The following is a 19,175-nucleotide window of genomic DNA, read 5'->3' as shown; positions in this document are numbered from 1 at the left end:
ATGCACAATCACTGTCCACGTCCCAGGGAGTGATCATCGCTGTGGCCCCTCCGAAGCAGTACATCCCCTCACGCCGCAACCTGCTGAAGTCCGGCATCGTCCTGGGTGCCACCACCGGCATCGCGGATGCCACCGGCTCCCCCGCCGCCTGGGAGCCCCCTCGTGACCAGCGCGAGAGAAGCATGGTCAACGTGCCGTTCGAGGGTTTCGAGAAGGTCAGGGTCGGACTCATCGGCCTCGGCAACCGCGGCGGCAGCCAGGACGTGCGGTTCGGCGCCGTCGCCACGGTCACCGCCGTGTGCGACATCCGGCCCGAACGCGTCAGCCGCACCATCTCCCGGATCATGCAGCAGGGCTTCCAGGACGTCGAACCGGTCGGATACTCCGCGGGCGAGCAGGACTTCGTCAATCTCGTCCGGCGCGACGACATCGACCTGGTCTACGTCGCCACCCCATGGGAGTGGCACCACCCCCAGGCCAAGGCGGCCATGGAGCACGGCAAGCACGTCGCCGTCGAGCTGCCGATCTCGCCGCACCTGAACGAGATCTGGGACCTGGTCCGCACCTCCGAGCGGACCCGCAAGCACTGCCTGCTCCTGGAGAACGTCAACTACTTCCGGCCTGAGCTGCAGATGTTCGGCATGGTCCAGGCGGGGCTCTTCGGCGACGTGCAGCACGGCTCCGGTGGTTACGTGCACGATCTGCGCTGGCCGTACCTGTTCGGCGGCGCCTACCACCCCGAGCACTGGCGGCGGCGCTGGCAGACCCGGATGAACGCCCTGCACTACCCCATGCACGGCCTGGGGCCGGTGTCGGCGGCCATGGGCATCAACCGCGGCGACCGCTTCGAGGAGCTGGTCGCCGTGGCGTCCGTGCCCAAGGCGCTGGCCCTGTTCAGGCAGGAGGACCCGCGGGTGGGCCAGGACCATTCGTCGTGGCAGGACCGGCCGTACATCTCGGGTGACCGGCACACCTGCTTCGTCACCACCGCCGGCGGCCGGTTCATCCGGGTCGAGCACGACGTGAACTCCCCGCACCCGTACACCAGGGAGACCACGCTCACCGGGACCAGGGGGTCGGTCGAGCTCGACAACGCCCGGGTCTACCTGGAGTCGCTCGGCCACAACGACCACGCGTGGCGGACCGGCAGCGCCTACACCGGCATCCTGCGGCAGTACGACCACTGGTTGTGGCCCCTGCTGGAGAGGCTGGCCGAGCAGTTCGGCGGGCACGGCGGCGGCGACTTCGTCTCCATCTTCCGCCTCGTCCAGCTGATGCGGCTCGGCATGACCCCCGACATCGACGTCTACGACTCGGCGGCGTGGTGCTCGGTGATCCCGCTCAGCCACGAGTCGCTGAAGGCGGGCGGGCTGCGCCCGGTCAAGGTGCCCGACTTCACCCGCGGCCGATGGAAGGAGAAACGGCCCACGTTCGACCGCCCGCAGCCGGAGGACCCGCTGCTCGCGGGCGGCTGACACCGGCTCGGAACCCGGGCCGGGCCGGGTTTGGTCCCGGCCCGGCGATGCGGGGTCAGGCGGGGAAGTGCGGGTTCCAGCCGGGGCCGATGGGTGTGGCCGGGCCGAACCTGTTCTCGCCCCTGCCGTTCCACACGGTCAGGACGCCCTCGGGGGTGATGGCGGCCAGGTCGGTGTGACGGTCGCCGTTCACGTCGCCCAGGGACATGAGGGTACGCGTGAGATGGGCGGTCCATCCGCCGCCCACCCGCTGCGCGCCGGTGAAGTTGTTGCCGCCCCTGCCGTTCCAGAGGTGCAGCACGCCGTCACCGTCCACGGCGGCGAGGTCGCCGATGCCGTCGCCGTTGAAGTCGCCGCCGACGGGTCGGGAGAGGCTGCGCCAGCCGCCGCCGACGGGATGGGCGGCGGCGAAGTTGTTGTTGCCCTTGCCGTTCCAGATGTGCAGGACGCCGTCGGGGTCCACCGCGCCGATGTCGGTACGGCCGTCCTTGTTCACGTCGCCGGCCGAGAACAGGGAACCGGCCAGCTGGGTCCAGCCCGACCCGACGGGCTCAGGGGAGGCGAAGCGGTTGCCGCCCCTGCCGTTCCAGATGTTCAGGACCCCGTCCTTGACGGCGGCCAGGTCGCCGACGCCGTCGCCGTTGAAGTCGCCGCCGATGGGCCGGCTGAACGCGCCCCACCCGCCGCCGACCGGGTCGGCGGGGCGGAAGTTGTTGTTGCCCTTGCCGTTCCAGATGGTCAGCGTCCCCGTTCCGGCGGCGAAGATGTCGCTGACGCCGTCGCCGTCGAAGTCCGCCCCGTGCAGGGTCGGCTGCCCGGCCCAGAGGGCATCGACGATCTTCTGGCCGTCGCTCGCCTGCGGCTGGTAGAGGCCCGGATGCGCCGAGACCTGTACGGCCTGGCACACCTCGCCGACCGGCTCGTCCATCCACGAGTTGTTCGGGTAGATCCTGACCATCGTGCCGAGGAAGGCGTTGGTGGCCCAGATCGGGTCGAGCCGGTTCTTGTCGCTGCCCCACGACGCGCGCTGCTGGAACAGGCCCAGGCTGTCGTGGTCGACCATCTCGCTGACGTTCTCGATGTTGGTCTCGACGATCGTGGTGGTGACCGCGATGACGGCCGCGTGCTTCGGCATGCCGCGGTCGCGGACCGCCTTGACGACCATGCGGGCGCAGGAGACCTTGTACGCGGTCATGTACCCGTCCAGCCTGCCCGTGAGCACGCCGTTCAACTGCGTGGCCAGCGCCGCGTCCGAGCCGGTCGGCCCGCCGGGGTCACAGGGGGCCGTCTTCCACTGGACCGTGACGTCCTGGAGGGTGATGTCGCCGGACGGGGCCGGCTCCGGAGCGGCGTGCGCCGGTGCGGACAGGCCGATGATCGTGAGAGCGGCCAGGGCCGCCACCGGTAAGCGGCGGAGGGAGAAGGATGACATCTGTGGCTCCATCTCGACCGGGCCGGGAGGTTCCCGGCCCGGAGGTAGGGGGTGATCAGCTGGGGAAGTGCTCGTTCCAGCCGGGGCCGACCCGGACCGGGGCGTCGAACCTGTTGACGCCGAGGCCGTTGTGCACGTGCAGGACACCTTCGGCGTCCACGGCCGCGAGGTCGCTCTGGCCGTCGTTGTTGACGTCGCCGGGGGACATGAGCCGGTGGGCGAGGTCGCTCCAGCCGGACGTGACGGGTACCGCGGGGGCGAAGGTGTTGTCACCCTTGCCGTTCCAGATGTTCAGGGTTCCGTCCTTGACGGCGGCCAGGTCGCCGACGCCGTCACGGTTGAAGTCACCGCCGACGGGACGGCCGAACTCGCTCCAGCCCCCGCCGACGCGGGCCGCCGGGGAGAAGGTGTTGTCGCCCTTGCCGTTGCGGAGGTGCAGGACACCCTCGGAGTCCACGGTGGCGAGGTCGGGGTGGCCGTCGCCGTTGACGTCCCCGGGAGAGATCAGGTGGGTGAGACCGGTCCAGCCGGGCTGAGCGGGTGCCGCCGGGGCGAACCTGTTCCCGCCCTTGCCGTTCCAGATGTTCAGGGTTCCGTCCTTGACGGCGGCCAGGTCGCCGACGCCGTCACGGTTGAAGTCACCGCCGACGGGACGGCCGAACTCGGCCCAGCCCCCGCCGACGGGGACGGCGGCGGCGAACTTGTTCGCGCCCGTGCCGTTCCAGATGTTCAGGATGCCCGTGCCGGTGGCGAAGATGTCGCCGAGGCCGTCGGCGTTGAAGTCGGCGCCGGACTCGGCGGGGAAGTGCGGCGCCCAGCCGGAGCCGACGGGTTCGGCCGCGGTGAAGTCGTTGCCGCCCCTGCCGTTCCAGACGTGCAGGGTGCCGTCCTTGACGGCGGCCAGGTCGGAGTGGCCGTCGCCGTTGACATCGCCCAGCGACATCAGCGTGCTCGCCATCGCGCGGGTCCAGCCGCCGCCGACCCGCTCGGCCTGGCCGAAGTCGTTGCCGCCTCTGCCGTTCCAGATGTGCAGGACGCCGTCGGTGCCGACGGCGGCGAGGTCGCCGATCCCGTCGGCGTTGAAGTCGCCGCCGACCGGACGGCCGAAGCTGCTCCAGCCGCCGCCGATCGGGACGGCGGAGGTGAACTTGTTGCCGCCCCTGCCGTTCCAGACGTGCAGCACGCCCTCGGCGTCCACGGCGCCGAGGTCGGCGCGGCCGTCCTTGTTGACGTCGCCGAGTGAGACCAGGGTACGGGCGAGGTGGGTCCAGCCGGAGCCGATCTCCTGCGCCGCGTTGAACCGGTTGCCGCCCTTGCCGTTCCAGATGTTCAGCACGCCGTCGCGGACGGCGGCGAGGTCGCCGACGCCGTCGCCGTTGAAGTCGCCGCCGATGGGCCGGCTGAACCCGTTCCAGCCGGAGCCGACCACGTCGGGGGCGGTGAAGCCGTTGCCGCCCCTGCCGTTCCAGATGTGCAGGCTGCCGGTGCCGGTGGCGAAGAGGTCGCCCACGCCGTCACCGTTGAAGTCCGCGCCGAACAGGCCGGCCGCCTGCCCGCAGTTCCGGCTGACGACGTTGCGCCATTCGAGGCCGGTGCCCGGGCCGTACGCCTTGCCGTCGAACCTGGCCGTGACGCGCTCGGCCCCCTCGAAGCCCCAGGAGGCGCTGCCGTCGCCGTTGGCGTCGTAACCCTGCTCATAGTGCAGGTGCGGGGTCCCGTTGGAGGTGGGCCCGGTGTGACCGACCCGCCCGATGCCCTGCCCCCGCGCGACCTTGTCGCCGACGCTCACGGCGCGCGACTGCAGGTGGATGTAGGTGGTGAAGTGACCGCCGCCGTGGTTGATCTGAATGACGTTGCCGGCCTGGTCATGGTAGAACGACCGGTTCACCGTGCCGGCGGCCGGCGCCACCAGCGGCGATCCCTCGGTCTGGGACTGCGGTTCCCTGACCATGTCCAGGGCCGGCGCGTGGGTGGAGTCGTAGGTGTTCAGCCGCCACTTGTGCCCGCAGGGGAACGGGAGCTGGAAGTCGGGGGCGGCCGAGGCCGGGGTGGAGGTGGCGACCAGGGTGCCCGCCACCACCGCCGCCATCGTGACCAGCCCGGCGAGTCTCCTGCCGCGAAGTAATATCTTCCGCACTGGCTTCCCTTTCGCGTCCGGCGGCGGGCATCCTGTGTGCCCGCCGCCGGACGCGAAAGTTACTGGCGCGCCCTATATCGCCGGTATGACGGCGGTATGCCGCTCAGCGCGCGGGCCTCCCTTCAGCCACTTGTAGGAACCGGGCCTGCGAGCCTCGCCGCGGATCCTCGACATCGTGAAGTTGCAGGTCATCTCCTTGTACGCGGCGCCCAAGCGACCGTCGAAGTAGACGTTCAACGCGGTGTCGTCCTTGCGGGCGAACTGCCGCACGGCGGCGCTCCGGCCGAGGCTGATGCACGAGCCCGTGAAGGCCAGGCGGATCGCCTCCGGTTCGGTTCCCGCGATGCGGCTCATCACGGTGTTGGCGGCCTGCGCCCCGAGCGGCCCCGCGGCGTAGCAGCTCATCCGCAGCGGCCGGTCCGACGGGGCGGCGGCGTCCCCGGCGGCGACGATGCGGTCGTCGCCGACGCTGGTCAGCGTCTCGTCGGTGAGCAGCCGGCCCAGCGCGTCGGTGCGCAGCCCGCTCGCCGCCGCCAGCTCCGGCACCCCGAAACCGCCCGCCCAGATGGTCAGCGCGCCCGCGCGCACCGTACCGTCGCCAAGGACGACCCCGTCCGGCCGGACCTCGCTCACCACGGCGCCCTCCAGCACCGCGACGCCGTGCCGGGACAGCCACTTGGCCACCGACCGGCGGCCCGGCACGCTCAGTGACGGCGCCAGGATGCGGCCGCACACCAGCGTGACCGCGCGCCCCCGCCCGGCCAGCTCGGCGGCCGTCTCGATGCCGGTCAGCCCGCCGCCGACCACGGTGATCGGGGCGTCGGACGGCAGCTCCGCGAGCCTGGCGCGCAACCGCTGCGCGGACTCCAGCTCCGCGATGTCGAACGCGAACTCGGCCGCGCCCGGCACCGACGACGGGATCGCCCTGGTGCTGCCGACCGCGTAGATGACGTAGTCGTAATCCAGCGCGCCGCCCGAGGCCAGCCGCACGGTACGGGCGGCGGTGTCGATGCGCGTCGCACTGTCGACGACCAGCCCGATATCCTGGCCGAGCAGCGTGCCGTAGTCCACCCTGGCCTCGCCGGTGCCGGCCACGAACTGGTGCAGCCGGATGCGTTCCACGAACTCCGGACGGGGATTGACCATGGTGATGTCGACGTCGGCACGCATGCGCAGATGGTTGGCCGCGAGCGTGCCGGCGTAACCGCCGCCGATCACGACGACCTTGTTGGGTGTGGGCATGGTGAGGTTTCCCTTCTTGATCTCAGTGGGTCTCACCAGTTCGACCAATCGGCCCCTCAAAACGTCAGACCTGACATTTCACCCCGCTGTCCGGTCGGACCGGTAAGGCCGAACACAACCAAGGGAGCCGACCACACCATGACCGAAGCGTACGATCCGAGCCTGAACGCGATCATGAGCGAGCGGCGCCGGCTCATCAACCTCGCCTACCGGCTGCTCGGCTCCCTGGCCGAGGCGGAGGACGTCGTCCAGGAGACCTACACCCGCTGGTACGCCATGTCCCCGCCGCAGCGGGAGGCCATCGACTCCCCCGGCGCCTGGCTGACCACCGTCGCCAGCCGCATCTGCCTCACCCTGCTCACCTCGGCACGGGCCCGCCGCGAGACCTACGTGGGCGAATGGATCCCCGAGCCACTGCCCGAGCCCACGGAGTGGATCGGCGAGCGGCCGGACAGCACCACCGCCGACCCGGCCGACCGCGTCACCCTCGACGAGTCGATCAACATGGCCTTCCTCGTCGTGCTCGAATCGATGACCCCGGCCGAACGCGTCGCGTTCATCCTGCACGACGTCTTCCGCTACTCCTTCGCCGAGGTGGCCGAGATCGTCGGCCGCACCCCGGCGGCCTGCCGCCAGCTCGCCTCCTCGGGCCGCCGCCGCATCCGCGAAGCGCAGGCGCCCGCGACCTCCGCGGCCCGGCAGGCCGAGATCGTCAGAGGCTTCAAGCTGGCCTGGGAGGCCAAGGACATCGACGCCCTCATCGGCCTGCTGGCACCCGATGCCACGACGACCGGCGACGGCGGCGGCCGGGCCCCCACCGTGGCGCACCCGATCGCGGGCGCCGAGCGGATCGTGCGCTCCCTGGTGCTGCTCGGGCACAGGTTCCACGACCTGACGGTCCTGGAGCGCACGGTCAACGGCAGGCCCGGCCTGATCGCCCAGCGGGACGGCGTCACCGTGTCGGTCGTGGCGTTCGAGATCGCCGGCGACCGGATCAGGCACATCTGGGCGATCCGCAACCCGGACAAGCTGCAGCCGTGGAACCAGAACTCGGATCAGAAGTCGGCGTCGAAGCTGACCGAGCCGGTCACGCCCACCTGATAGGCCGACACGCGCCGCTCGAAGAAGTTGGACAGCTCCTGCACGTCCTGCAGCTCCATGAACGCGAACGGGTTCTTCGACCCGTACAGCGGCTCGATGCCGAGCTGGGCCAGCCGCCGGTCGGCCACGTGCTCCAGGTAGGCCCGCATGTCCGCGGTGGACATGCCGGGCACGCCCTGGCCGAGCAGGTCCTCGGCGAACTGGGCCTCGCAGTCCACCGCCTCGGCGAGCATCTCCCTGACCTGCCCGGCCAGTTCGTCGTCGAAGAGGTCCGGCTCCTCCTGGCGTACGACGTCGACCACGTCGAAGGCGAAGGCCATGTGCATGGACTCGTCGCGGAAGACCCAGTTGGTGCCCGAGGCCAGCCCGTTCAGCAGGCCGCGTGAGCGCAGGAAGTAGACGTAGGCGAAGGCGCCGTAGAAGAACAGGCCCTCAATGCAGGCGGCGAAGCAGATGAGGTTGAGCAGGAAGGCCCGCCGGTCGTCGCGGGTCTGGAGCTGCTTGAGCTCGTCGATGGAGTCGATCCACTTGAAGCAGAACTCGGCCTTGCGCCGGATGGAGGGGATGTTCTCCACCGCGGCGAACGCCTCGAACCGCTCCTGCTCGTCGGGCACGTAGGTGTCGAGCAGGTTCAGGTAGAACTGCACGTGCACGGCCTCCTCGAACAGTTGCCTGCTCAGGTAGAGGCGCGCCTCGGGGGCGTTGATGTGCTGGTAGAGGTTGAGCACCAGGTTGTTGGCGACGATCGTGTCGCCGGTGGCGAAGAAGGCGACCAGGCGGCTGACCAGGTGGCGTTCGGCCGCCGACAACTTCTGCAGGTCCTTGAGGTCGCTGTGCAGGTCCACCTCCTCGACGGTCCAGGTGTTCTTGATCGCGTCACGGTAGCGGTCGAAGAACAGCGGGTAGCGCATGGGGCGCAGGGTCAGGCTCATGCCGGGGTCGAGCAACATCGGGGTTTCTCCTCGGGGAAGGTTTACTGGCAGGCTTCGCAGGACTCGGGGTTCTCCAGCGAGCAGGCGAGTGCCTCGTCGGTCTTGTTCACGACGGGGACGGTGGCCTGCTGGATGCGGGTGGCCGGTCGCGAGCGCAGGTAGTAGGTGGTCTTCAGGCCGGACTTCCAGGCGTACAGGTACATCGAGGAGAGCTTGTCGATCGTCGGGGCGCTCATGAACAGGTTGAGCGACTGGCTCTGGTCGATGTACGGCGAGCGCGCGGCCCCCATGTCGATCAGCGCGCGCTGCGGCAGCTCCCAGGCGGTGCGGAACAGCAGGCGCACGTCGTCGGGCAGTTCCGCGATGCCCTGCACCGAGCCCTCGGCCTGCCTGATGGCGGCCCTGACCTGCTCGGTCCACAGCCCGCGCGCCTTGAGCTCGGCCACCAGCGCGTTGTTGATCTGCAGGAACTCGCCGCTGAGGGTCTCGCGCTTGAACAGGTTGGACACCTGCGGCTCGATGCACTCGTACGCGCCGACGATCGAGGCGATGGTGGCGGTGGGCGCGATCGCGATCAGCAGCGAGTTACGCAGGCCGTGAGCGGCGATCCGCTCGCGCACCGCGTCCCAGCGCTCGCTCTGGGTGCCGCTCTGGCCCCACAGGTCGTGCTGGAGTTTGCCGCGCGCCGCCCACGTCTGCCCGTAGGCGGGGTGGGCGCCGAAGCGCTCGGCGAGCCCGGCGGAGGTCTCCAGCGCCGAGAGGTAGATCTCCTCGGCGATGCGGGTGGACAACTCCTTGGCCTCGGGCGAGTCGAACGGCAGGCGCAGGGCGAAGAAGACGTCCTGCAGGCCCATCACGCCCAGCCCGACCGGCCGCCAGCGCGGGTTGCTGGCCGCCGCCTGCTCGCTCGGGTAGTAGTTGATGTCGATCACGCGGTCCAGGAAGGTGACCGCGGTGCGCACGGTGGCCCGCAGCCGCTCCCAGTCGATGCCGCCATCGGTCACGTGCGCGGCGAGGTTGACGGAGCCGAGGTTGCAGACCGCGGTCTCGGTGTCGCTGGACACCTCGATGATCTCGGTGCACAGGTTGGACAGGTGCACCACGTTGCCGGGCTCCGCGGCCTGGTTGCACAGCCGGTTGCTGGCGTCCTTGAAGGTCATCCAGCCGTTGCCGGTCTGGGCGAGGGTACGCATCATCTTGGCGTACAGGTCGCGGGCCTTGACCTGGCGGGTGTACCGGCCGGCCCGCTCGGCCGCGCGGTAGGTCTCCTCGAACGCCTCGCCCCACAGGTCGGGCAGCTCGGGAACCTCGTTCGGGTCGAACAACGACCACATGCCGTCCGACTCGACGCGGCGCATGAACTCGTCGGGGATCCAGTTGGCCAGGTTGAGGTTGTGGGTGCGGCGGGCGTCCTCGCCGGTGTTCTCCCGCAGCTCCAGGAACTCCTCGACGTCCGGGTGCCACGGCTCCAGGTAGACGCAGGCCGCGCCCTTGCGCCGGCCGCCCTGGTTGACGGCGGCCACGGAGGCGTCGAGGGTGCGCAGCCACGGGACGATGCCGTTGGAGTGCCCGTTGGTGCCGCGGATCAGCGCGCCGCGCGAACGGATCCGCGACCAGGCGATGCCGATCCCGCCGGCGAACTTCGACAACTGCGCCACCTGGGCGTAGCGCTCGTAGATGGAGCCGATCTCGTCACGCGGCGAGTCCACGAGGTAGCAGGACGACATCTGGGTGTGCCGCGTGCCGGAGTTGAACAACGTCGGGGAGCTGGGCAGGTAGGCCAGCGACGACATCAGCCGGTAGAAGCCGACCGCCTCGGCGGGCGTCTGGGCCAGCCCGCACGCCACCCGCAGCAGCCAGTACTGCGGCGTCTCCACCACCAGCCGGGTGGACGGGTGGCGCAGCAGGTACCGGTCGTAGACCGTGCGCAGCCCGAAGTACTCGAACCGCAGGTCGGCGGCGGTGTCGATGGCGTCGTCGAGCTTGCGCGCGTTGGCGTTGACGAACGCGGCGGTCTCGTCGCCGATGAGCCCTTCCGCGTGGCCCAGCCGGATCGCCTGGCTGAAGGAGGCCACGCCCTGCCCGCGGACCTCCTTGTCGATGTAGCCGGACAACAACCGCGCGGCCAGGCGGGAGTACTGCGGCTCCTCGCCGATCATCTCGGCGGCGGTCTGGATCGACAGCCGGTCCAGCTCCGCGGTGGTGGCGCCGTCGTACAGGCCGCTGATCGTCTTGGTGGCCACCCGCATCGGATCGATGTCGGTCAGGTCCTCCGCCCAGCGTCCCACCGCGCGCACGATCTTGCCGACGTCGACCGGCTCGGCGCTGCCGTTGCGCTTGCGCACCTGCATCTGCACCCGCCTCGGCACGGGCACTTCGCCGCTCAGCTCGGTAATCGGATCCCCGGTGACCGTCACTGCGCTCTCCCCTCGTGAACTCGGTCAATGTCCGAGCACGCGCAGGAGGCCCAGGCAGGGGCGCCGCACAGCCCTCTCGCCGGTGCCGTCGACCGTCCCGCGCGGTCTCGGAGCAGCCGCACACGCATGATCGTGTACGGCGCGGCCGGCAGGTCTTCGGACTCGTGGGCTCGTCGCTCAACGCCTACTGGCCGTCGCTTCCCGGGCCCTTGGCCCAGTGCGTCTGACGGCGGTCGTTCCCACTCACCGCTGCGGGGCAGTCCCGGATTCCCACCGGGTTCCCTCTTGCCTCGGCCGCCCTGGATGAGCGGCCGAACCAGCTGCAGGGGACACCATATATAGGGCCGATCGAAAAGTCACACCCCACATCTCGTGTTGAGACAACTCTCACGCGACAGACCGCCCGACGCGGGCACCCGTGGCCCGGCCACCCCGGCGAGCCCCCGGCGCGTCGGGCCCGATCAGGTCCCGGATGCGGGCGTCCGGACCCGGGAAAGTCGCCGCATGAGATAGCCATCGGTTGGCGTTTGAACGCCCAAGTTTTCTTGATTGTTCTTGTTCGGGGTGGCGCGCGGTGCCACGGCCCACGCGGACTTACTTTCAATCTTGCTTCCCACTTGGGGCGCGATCGAAAGGAATTCCCATGCTCCGTCGTTCTGTGTCAGCCGCGTTCGCGCTGACGTTCGCCGGTCTCATCACGGCAGCCATTTCTCCTGCGCACGCCGAATTTCAGGCTGCGCACACGCCCGCGACGGCGTCGCATGGCAGCGTCGCCGCCGCCATCATCAACGCCGACGGCAGCCTGAACAACGCCACGAACGTCCGCAAGTCCTGGCGGGCGAGCACCGGCCGCTACTGCGTCCAGCTCGACTCCTCGGTGGACGCGCCTTACTCGCTCATCCAGCTCACTCCGCGCGACGAGCGGCGACTGCCGCACATCGCCTATCGCAACCCGTCCGCGACGTGCTGGTGGCACCACAACACCGTCGCGGTCAACGTGTACGACACCAACACGGGTCGCCTGGCGAACGGCGGATTCGACTTCCTGGCGCTCTGAACATAAGGCGTCTCACCGGAAACTCGCCGGAGGCCGTACAGGGCTGACAATCATGTATGGCTTCCGGCTGCACCGTCGCCGAATTGACCCCCTATTATGCGGCCACTCTTTCAGCCTTGACGATATTCCCGCCGACGCCGGGCTCACGGTGGAGTCGCTGACCGGCCGGATTGCCTGCGACGGTTCTCGAATGCTTCGCGGAAAGCGATTCATGGAAATCGGCCGCCGGCGCGGAGGCGCACCTGCCATCTGCTGCTCTCCTCCCCAGGACGACTTACGAGGATTGACCTCAATCTAACCTGAGGTTGCATGCTCGGAATCATGAAGAGCTTCGAGATCGGCGTCATCCTGCCCGGGGTTGCCGTGCAGCGTGAGAAGGACCTTGACCTGCGAAAGGCCGCTCGGCACGCGGAGGAGGCGGGGCTGGACGGGGTGTGGCACGGCGATCACCTGGCCGTCGGCGGGCCGACGCTGGACGCGCCGATCGCGCTGGCCACCGCCGCCGCGGCCACCTCGGTCATCAGGATCGGCACCGGGGTGTTCATTCCGGCGATCCGGCCCGTGGTGTGGGCGGCCAAGCAGATCGCGAGCCTGCAGTACGTGTCCGGCAACCGGCTGGTCCTGGGTGTCGGTTCGGGTGGCGGGCCGGGGCAGTGGGCGGCCGCCGGGGTGGAGTACGGGCAGCGTGGCCGCCGTACCGACACCGCGTTGGAACTGCTCCCCCAGTTGTTGTCCGGCGAGGAGGTTCGCCTGCGGGACGAGCCCGGACAGCCGGCGGTCACGCTGTCCCCTGGCGCCGGGATGCCGCCCGTGTGGGTCGGCAACGCGTCACGGGCGGCCGTCCGGCGGGCCGCCCGGCTGGGCGACGGGTGGTTCCCCTCCCTGATCTCGCCCCGGGAGGTCGCCGAGGGACGGGAGCGCCTGGCGGAGCTGGCCGCGAGCCACGGCCGGGCCGTGCCGGTCATCGCCATTGGGGGCGCCGCGGCGCTGGGATCCGGGCCGGGCATTCCGTCCAGGGCGGACCTGGCGGCCGGCATCAGCGGCGCTTACGGCCGGCCGCTCGACGACGTCATGGACATCCCGCTGACCGGCCGGCCCAAGGAGGTCGCCGAGAAACTGAACGCCTACCGTGAGGCCGGGGCGAGCCACGCGGTCATCGGGATTTCGGGGGGCGACTGGCGGGCGCAGGTCGACCTGCTGGCCGAGGTGCGGGATCTGGTGAACCACTGATCCCCCGCCCGCGCCCGCCACGCCGGGGATTGGCAGCAGGCGCTGACGATCTGCCGGCGCTGGGCGGAAGTGAAGCGTGCGTAGTCCTTGTCGGCCACGTCGACCGTGTACGTCCCGGTCGTGAGGTCCGGGTCGGAGACTCTCATGCCGGAAGAAGTATCAACCCAGCGCACGGAGCAGTTCGGTCTCTTCTGCGGCGGTGAGGCCGGCGCGGCTTATCGTGTGGCCCGAATCGCGCAGCCAGGCCAGGGTGTCGCGGGCCGTGGCGGCGATCGGGCGGATACGCAGACCGGCGGCCATCGTGGCGGAGGTGTCCCTGGCCAGGAAGCCGGCGTACTCGGGCAGTGGCAGCCACATCGGCAACGACCGCGGCCCCATCCACGGCTCCACCTTCTGCTCGATGAGGAACTCCTGACCGGCCCACACCAGCTCCGGCGCCGCGTTCACGCCCTCGGCGATCCTCGCCAGCAGTTCTCCCCTGCCGAAGGGCATGGACGTCGCGTCGTACGGCCCCGCCAGCCCCCTCTCCGCCGAGTCGAGGATCCAGGCGCTCAGATCGCGCACGTCCACGCACTGGACGAGGTCGTCGGGAGAGCCGGGAGCCAGCACCCGCCCGCCGCGGGCGAGCCTGCCGACCCAGTAGGCGAACCGGTCGAACGGGTCCCGGGGGCCCACGATCAGCCCGGCGCGCACGACGAGCGCTCCCGCGCCGACGATCCGCTCGCACGCCACCTTGGCCGGCCCGTAGTTGGCCGGGTCCATCTCGTCGGCGTCGGCGGCCAGCGGTTCGTGCAGGACCTGGTCGGCCCGGCCGAAGTCGGCGTAGACGTTGGACGACGAAACCAGCGTCCAGTGGCCGGCGCGGCCCGCGAGCTCCGTGACGGCCCGCCGTACCAGGCTCGGATGCCTGGCGACGTCGATGACGAGGTCGAACGCGCCCTTCAGCGGCGCGAGCCCGCCGTCCTCGCTCCGGTCGACCCGGACGAACTCGACCTCCGGCGGCGGGTCGCCCGCCTGCCCGCGGGCCGCGCACACCACCTCGTGTCCGCGATCCCGCGCCTGCCGCGCGATTTCCCCGGACAGAAACGCCGTGCCACCCAGCACCAGTGTTCGCATCTGCTCATTTTGATCCACGCGGCAGCACGAAAGCCCGTCCTTTCAGCGCACATCAACCTTTTTCGAAGCATTGGATTCCGCCTCTACGCGGGGTCCGCCCTGACGAGCCGCAGGAACGCCTTCAAGCCCGTGATGACCTCGTGGTTGTCGGCCAGCCCGTCCACGGTCTCGTCGAAACGCCGGGTCATGAGCGTCATCCGGCGTCCCAGATCGTGGTCGGCCACCTCCAGCTCCCGCCGGGCCGCGGCGAGGTCCGCCGTGAGCCGCGTGGACTCCTGCTCCAGGCGTTCGGTCACCACCTTCAGCGCGACGACCTGGCCTTTCAGGTCGAGCACGTCCTCACGCGGGTAGCGCACCTCGCGTCCCAGGGTCATGACCCGCCGGCGCAGGTGCGACGTGTACGCCCTGACCGGCCGGAAGCAGGTCGCCAGCAGGTAGAACGCCGCGAAGTAGTACCCGATCCCGGCGCCGGAGAAGTAGGTGATGACCGCGATCACCAGCGCCGACACCACATGGCCCGAGATCGCCAGCACGAGCATGCGGCGGGCGATGCTCCTGGCCTCCTCCTCACGGTGCCGGGCCACCTCGATGCCGGCCTCCCTGGACAGCCGGATCTCGTGGACGACCTGGCGGGCGGCGAAGCACAGATTCCAGGGGACGGTCAGCAGGACGAGCAGCCAGAGCAGGCTGACCGCACCGAAGCCCAGCGAGACGAGCGTGGACAGCGCCACGCCCGCGTACAGGATCAGCCAGGCGGTGAGCAGGGTGACGAGCAGACAGGCGAGTAACAACCACCATTTCATGCGTCCCAGCGTCGCCCGGGGAACCGGGCGGGCACGAGCGCTGAAGTACTCAGATCACGTCTGAGCACGTCGCGGTCATGACCTCACCGCGGGCCGGCGCGGCCGTCCGGTGATGCGGGCGATGTGGGCGTCGCGGTCCGCGTCCGTCCTGGGACGTCCGGCGATCCCGGGCCGCTGCTGCCACGGCTTCGGGCCGCGCGGCGGGCGGTACTCGATTCCCATGGCCTCAAGGCGCGACAGGTGGGTCTCCATGCGGCGGCGGAAATCGTACGGATCACGCAGCGGGGCCGGGGTCCACAGGACTTCCGCGATCGCCGCCAGCCGGGGGAAGGCGAAGTAGTCGACCACGCGTGCCGAGTCCATGTACTCCGTCCAGATGTTCGCCTGGCCGCCGATCACGTGCTCCGCCTCCTCCGGGGAGAGCTCCCCTGGTACGGGCTCGAAGGCGTAGACGCGGTCGAGGTCCAGGACGACGGACTGCGGGATCGGCTCGGTGTCCAGGTCGGACTGGCGGTAGTCGAGGTAGGCGTGGTTGTCGGGGCAGCTGATCACGTCGTGGCCGCGGCGGGCCGCGAGGAGGGCGCCGGACATGCCGCGCCAGGACAGCAGGGTGGCGTCGGCCGGCAGGTCGCCTTCGAGCAGGTCGTCCCAGCCGAGCAGGCGGCGGCCGTGCCCGGCCAGGTGGCGGCCGACGCGGCCCAGGAACCATTCCGGCAGCCGGTCCGCGCCGTCGAGCCCGAGTTCGCCGGCTCTGGCCCGGGAGGCCGGATCGCGGAGCAGGCGGGTCTTGGGGGCCTCGTCGCCGCCCACGCACACGTACGGCGACGGGAACAGCCCGACCACCTCGTCGAGAACGTCGCAGAAGAACCTGACGGTGGACTCCTCGGCGTTGAGCACGTGATCGTCGATGCCCCACCGGGTCCACACCGGCAGCCGCTCCGCCCCGACGCCGAGTTCGGGGTAGGCGGCCAGGGCGGCGCGGACGTGGCCGGGCATCTCGATCTCCGGCACCACCGTGACGAACCGCCCGGCGGCATAGGCGACGATCTCGCGGATGTCGTCATGGGTGTAGTAGCCGCCGTGCGGCCGGCCGTCGCTCCCCGCGTCCGGCCCAGAACCGACCTGGCTCTCGGTGCGCCACCCTCCCACCGAGGTCAGGCGGGGGTAGCGGCCGATCTCCAGGCGCCAGCCCTGGTCGTCGGTGAGATGGAGGTGCAGCCGGTTGAGCCGGTGCGCCGCCATCTGGTCGATGAGCCGCAGGACGCCGTGCACCGGCATGAAGTGCCGGGCCACGTCGAGCAGGACGCCACGCCAGGGGAACCGCGGCGCGTCCGCGATGGTGATCGCCCCGATGCGCCAGCCCGTGCCCGGCGCCACGGGCGAGCGGCGGTAGACGGCGGGCGGCAGCAGTTGCAGCAGCGTCTGGCAACCGTAGAACACGCCCGCGGGGTCGCCACCCTCGATGAGCACGCCGTCGGGGGTGACCCGCACGCGGTAGGACTCGGGGGTCAGGCCGGGGGCGAGTTCCAGCCGGATCGACCCGGCCGGTGACTCGCGCAGCGGCAGCCCGGTCCCCGCGCGCATGGTCGCCTGCAACCAGGCCAGGACCCCGTGCAGCGCGTCGGGCGCGGTCAGGCCGGTTTTCGTAGTGAGGGTGAAGACGCCGTCGGCGGGCGTCACGGCGGCGGGCAGGGGAACGAGACTCATGGGGCTGTCCTTGGGTCGAGGGGTGCTGGTCCGTGCGGGTCGCCGAAGGGATCGACGGCCAGGGCGCGTACGACGTCCTCGTCGACCTCGACGCCCAGCCCCGGGCCGGTCGGGACGAGGGCCGTCCCGTCACGGACCTCGACGGTCGTGCCGGTGGCGTAGTGCGAGACGACGAACTGCCGGCCGTTCAGATCCGCCGGCCGATCGATCCCGAAGGCGGAGAACAGGTGGAGCGAGGCCGCCAGGCCGAGGTCGGAGTCCGTCAGGCCGGATCCGGCCAGGCCGATGCCGCAGTCCTGGGCGAGCGCGCAGAGCCGCCGTGCGAGGTACAGACCGGCGCTGCGCTGCACCTTGCTCACCGCGACGTCCAGCGCCTCCAGCCGGACGAACGTCGCCAGATCACTCGGATGCACCAGGCTCTCGTCCACGGCGATGGGGATATCGCTCCTGGCACGCAACCGGGCCAGGCCCAGCGGGTCGTTGGCGCGCAGGGGCTGTTCGAGCAGGTCCACCTCGAGTGGCTCCAGCCTGCGCGCGAGCCGTACGGCCTGCTCCAGGGTGTAGCCCTGGTTGGCGTCCACCCAGATCGGCACGCCGGGGGCGGCCGATCGCACCGCCGCGACCCGTGCGACGTCCAGGTCGAGCGCGCCGAGGCCGACCTTGATCTTGAAGGCCCGGTATCCGGCGCGCAGCCCTTCCGCGGTCTCGGCCGCGCTCGTCTCGGGGTCGGCGCCGGACACGATCCAGGACAGGGGGATCCGGCGCAGGCGTCGTTGCCCCCACAACTCGCCCACCGGCACTCCGAGCGCGCGGCCCACCAGGTCGTGCAGGGCCAGGTCGAGTGCGGCCTTCGCGAGCGGGGCGCCGATGGTGTAGCCCGGGTTGATGGCGCGGTCGAAGGCGCGGTGCGCGCCGTCGATGTCCCAGGCGGGCCGTCCCCGCAGCGCCGGGGCGAGGTGGTTGACGATGGTGGCGGCGATGGTCTCGGTCGTCTCGTACGTCCAGGCGGGTGTGGGGGTCGCCTCTCCCCAGCCGCACACCCCGCCCGCGCCGATCTTGACGAGGACCCGCGGGTGGCTCGCGCCGGCGCGGGCGACGGTCCCGCCCGCGATGGCGAAGTCACGGATCGCGGCCAGCGGGATCACGAAGCACTCGATGTCCTCGACCACGAGATCTCGGAGCGGGTCTCTCACGGACACTTCGGGCCTTTCCGTGTGGGCGCCGCCCGGTCAGGCCGCTCATGAGCGGCCTGACCCGGGCGGCCGGTTCAGTAGATCTTGGTGATCTTCCACCAGTTGAGGTCGAAGCCGCCGGTCACCGCGTAGATGCCGAACTGGTGCGTCCCCGCGGGCAGGTCGACCTCACGGGAGATCGTGCGGTAGCTCGTCGAACCGCCCGTGTTCGGCACGGTGACGTTCCCGAGGGGGGTGCGGCCCTCGTTGATGTCCAGCGAGATCGTCCCGCCGTTGTTCGGGGAGGCGACGCGGTACTCCACCAGGTAACGTCCGGCCGAAGGGATGTTGACCCCGCCGAAGGAGATCCAGTCGGTGCTGTCGAAGGAGCCGACGCTCTGCCCGCCCCCGGTGTCGGCCGTGGGCTGCACGGTCACCCCCTTCATGCCCGTGTGGCTCTCGGCCTGGAAGGTACGGGTGTGGCAGCCGCCGGGCGCCAGCTCGCAGATGTCGGCCCGGTTGGTCGACACCTTGAGATCGTCGTACCAGATGTAGGAGTCGTTCGCGGGCGCGAAGGTGGTCGTCGCCCCGCCGAAGAAGGAGGAGAAGTAGGCCCGATCGACCTGGTCGCCGTTGCGTACGAAGCGGAGCCCGGTGACCTTGGCGGCGGAGACGCCGTTGTAGAAGATCTCGATCTCGCCGTCGGGGTTGGCGTTGCCGTTGGTGACGGTGTTGACCTTGAGCCGCTGGACGATGTTGAACCACTGGCCCTTGGGATAGAGGATCTCGGCGCCGTTGCGCTGGAGCACGGCGTAGTCGCCGTACTGCCCGGCGTGACCCATGTGGTAGTAGTAGATCGCCGCCTGGCCGTTGGCGCGCCGCCAGATCATGCGCGAGCTGAAGCCGTTGTAGCCGTCGCAGACCTGCCCGCCGGAGCAGGAGGCGCCGCCGGCCAGACCGATGCCGAGCTTGCCCGCGTACTCGGTGCCGCCCCAGCTGAAGTCGCTGCTGTAACGCGCCCAGTAGGACAGGTAGTACTCGCGGGCCGGGGTCAGCTGGAGTGGCGCCTGGGCGCCGGAGTCGGCCGGTCCGATCTTCCCCTTGGGGTAGAAGACGCGCAGCGACTTGCCGCCGGAGTGGCTGAAGTTGTAGCCGTCGATCCAGGTGCGGGTGCTCATGCCCTCCTCCCAGGGCGCGGTCCAGCCGTCGGCCGCCCACTGGCTCAGGTTGTACGCGGTGCCCCGCTCCGGCCGTTCAAAGGTGTTGACCTTGGGGGCGGCCAGGGCGGTGCCGGGTATGAGGGTGAACAGGGAGACAAGGGCGGCGAGGACCTTTCCTCTCATTTCTGGCTCCT

The 19,175-nt window shown here is 70.4% G+C and carries 14 protein-coding genes and 1 riboswitch; of the genes, 4 read left to right on the top strand and 10 right to left on the bottom strand.

Going from position 1 to position 19,175, the window contains the following annotated elements; all coding sequences use genetic code 11:
- Positions 1–41: 41 nt before the first annotated feature.
- On the top strand, positions 42–1,475 hold the full coding sequence (locus AB0I81_RS52670) for a Gfo/Idh/MocA family oxidoreductase (protein WP_360675523.1): 1,434 nt from the start codon (positions 42–44) through the stop codon (positions 1,473–1,475).
- 55 nt (positions 1,476–1,530) lie between these two features.
- On the opposite strand, the gene AB0I81_RS52665 is transcribed toward AB0I81_RS52670, so the two are convergent.
- The 3 genes from AB0I81_RS52665 to AB0I81_RS52655 all read right to left on the bottom strand — a co-directional run bounded on the left by AB0I81_RS52665 (position 1,531) and on the right by AB0I81_RS52655 (position 6,286).
- Positions 1,531–2,907 (bottom strand): VCBS repeat-containing protein, encoded by a 1,377-nt coding sequence (locus AB0I81_RS52665; protein WP_360675520.1) that lies wholly within the window; start codon positions 2,905–2,907, stop codon positions 1,531–1,533.
- 55 nt (positions 2,908–2,962) lie between these two features.
- Positions 2,963–5,044 carry an FG-GAP-like repeat-containing protein gene (locus AB0I81_RS52660; protein WP_360675517.1) on the bottom strand — a complete coding sequence of 694 codons (2,082 nt, stop codon included), beginning with the start codon at positions 5,042–5,044 and terminating at the stop codon, positions 2,963–2,965.
- Positions 5,045–5,116: 72 nt separating this feature from the next.
- Positions 5,117–6,286 (bottom strand): FAD-dependent oxidoreductase, encoded by a 1,170-nt coding sequence (locus AB0I81_RS52655; RefSeq protein ID WP_360675514.1) that lies wholly within the window; start codon positions 6,284–6,286, stop codon positions 5,117–5,119.
- 138 nt (positions 6,287–6,424) lie between these two features.
- Here AB0I81_RS52655 and sigJ point away from each other — a divergent pair, with 138 nt between their 5' ends.
- Positions 6,425–7,387: an RNA polymerase sigma factor SigJ gene (sigJ, locus tag AB0I81_RS52650; protein ID WP_360675511.1), complete on the top strand. Its 963-nt coding sequence runs from the start codon at positions 6,425–6,427 to the stop codon at positions 7,385–7,387.
- On the opposite strand, the gene AB0I81_RS52645 is transcribed toward sigJ, so the two are convergent.
- Positions 7,342–8,337: a ribonucleotide-diphosphate reductase subunit beta gene (locus AB0I81_RS52645; RefSeq protein WP_360675508.1), complete on the bottom strand. Its 996-nt coding sequence runs from the start codon at positions 8,335–8,337 to the stop codon at positions 7,342–7,344. The genes sigJ and AB0I81_RS52645 overlap by 46 nt on opposite strands.
- A gap of 23 nt (positions 8,338–8,360) precedes the next feature.
- A complete protein-coding gene (locus tag AB0I81_RS52640) occupies positions 8,361–10,736 on the bottom strand; it encodes a ribonucleoside-diphosphate reductase subunit alpha (RefSeq protein ID WP_360675505.1) in 2,376 nt (791 codons plus the stop codon).
- A gap of 129 nt (positions 10,737–10,865) precedes the next feature.
- Positions 10,866–11,072, bottom strand: a riboswitch (cobalamin riboswitch).
- Positions 11,073–11,379: 307 nt separating this feature from the next.
- Here AB0I81_RS52640 and AB0I81_RS52635 point away from each other — a divergent pair.
- Together AB0I81_RS52635 and AB0I81_RS52630 are read left to right on the top strand one after the other, a co-directional pair.
- A complete protein-coding gene (locus tag AB0I81_RS52635; protein WP_360675503.1) occupies positions 11,380–11,793 on the top strand; it encodes a hypothetical protein in 414 nt (137 codons plus the stop codon).
- A 321-nt stretch (positions 11,794–12,114) separates the two neighbouring features.
- On the top strand, positions 12,115–13,023 hold the full coding sequence (locus AB0I81_RS52630) for an LLM class flavin-dependent oxidoreductase (RefSeq protein ID WP_360675500.1): 909 nt from the start codon (positions 12,115–12,117) through the stop codon (positions 13,021–13,023).
- Positions 13,024–13,182: 159 nt separating this feature from the next.
- Here the strand turns inward: AB0I81_RS52630 and AB0I81_RS52625 are convergent, their stop codons facing one another.
- From AB0I81_RS52625 to AB0I81_RS52605, 5 genes are all read right to left on the bottom strand, one after another.
- Positions 13,183–14,139 (bottom strand): epimerase, encoded by a 957-nt coding sequence (locus AB0I81_RS52625; protein ID WP_360675497.1) that lies wholly within the window; start codon positions 14,137–14,139, stop codon positions 13,183–13,185.
- Between the two features lie 83 nt (positions 14,140–14,222).
- On the bottom strand, positions 14,223–14,942 hold the full coding sequence (locus AB0I81_RS52620; RefSeq protein WP_360675494.1) for a hypothetical protein: 720 nt from the start codon (positions 14,940–14,942) through the stop codon (positions 14,223–14,225).
- A 75-nt stretch (positions 14,943–15,017) separates the two neighbouring features.
- A complete protein-coding gene (locus tag AB0I81_RS52615) occupies positions 15,018–16,649 on the bottom strand; it encodes a beta-N-acetylhexosaminidase (RefSeq protein WP_360675492.1) in 1,632 nt (543 codons plus the stop codon).
- Positions 16,646–17,842 (bottom strand): enolase C-terminal domain-like protein, encoded by a 1,197-nt coding sequence (locus AB0I81_RS52610; protein WP_360675489.1) that lies wholly within the window; start codon positions 17,840–17,842, stop codon positions 16,646–16,648. The genes AB0I81_RS52615 and AB0I81_RS52610 overlap by 4 nt, the downstream gene beginning before the upstream one ends.
- Before the next feature lie 74 nt (positions 17,843–17,916).
- Complete coding sequence (locus tag AB0I81_RS52605) at positions 17,917–19,164, bottom strand: carbohydrate-binding protein (protein WP_360675486.1); 1,248 nt, start codon at positions 19,162–19,164, stop codon at positions 17,917–17,919.
- Between the last annotated feature and the right edge of the window lie 11 nt (positions 19,165–19,175).

This window comes from Nonomuraea sp. NPDC050404, from assembly GCF_040655495.1.
GTDB lineage: Bacteria > Actinomycetota > Actinomycetes > Streptosporangiales > Streptosporangiaceae > Nonomuraea.
The sequence above is the reverse complement of the archived record's forward strand: the minus strand, read 5'-3'. Positions and strand labels throughout refer to the sequence as shown.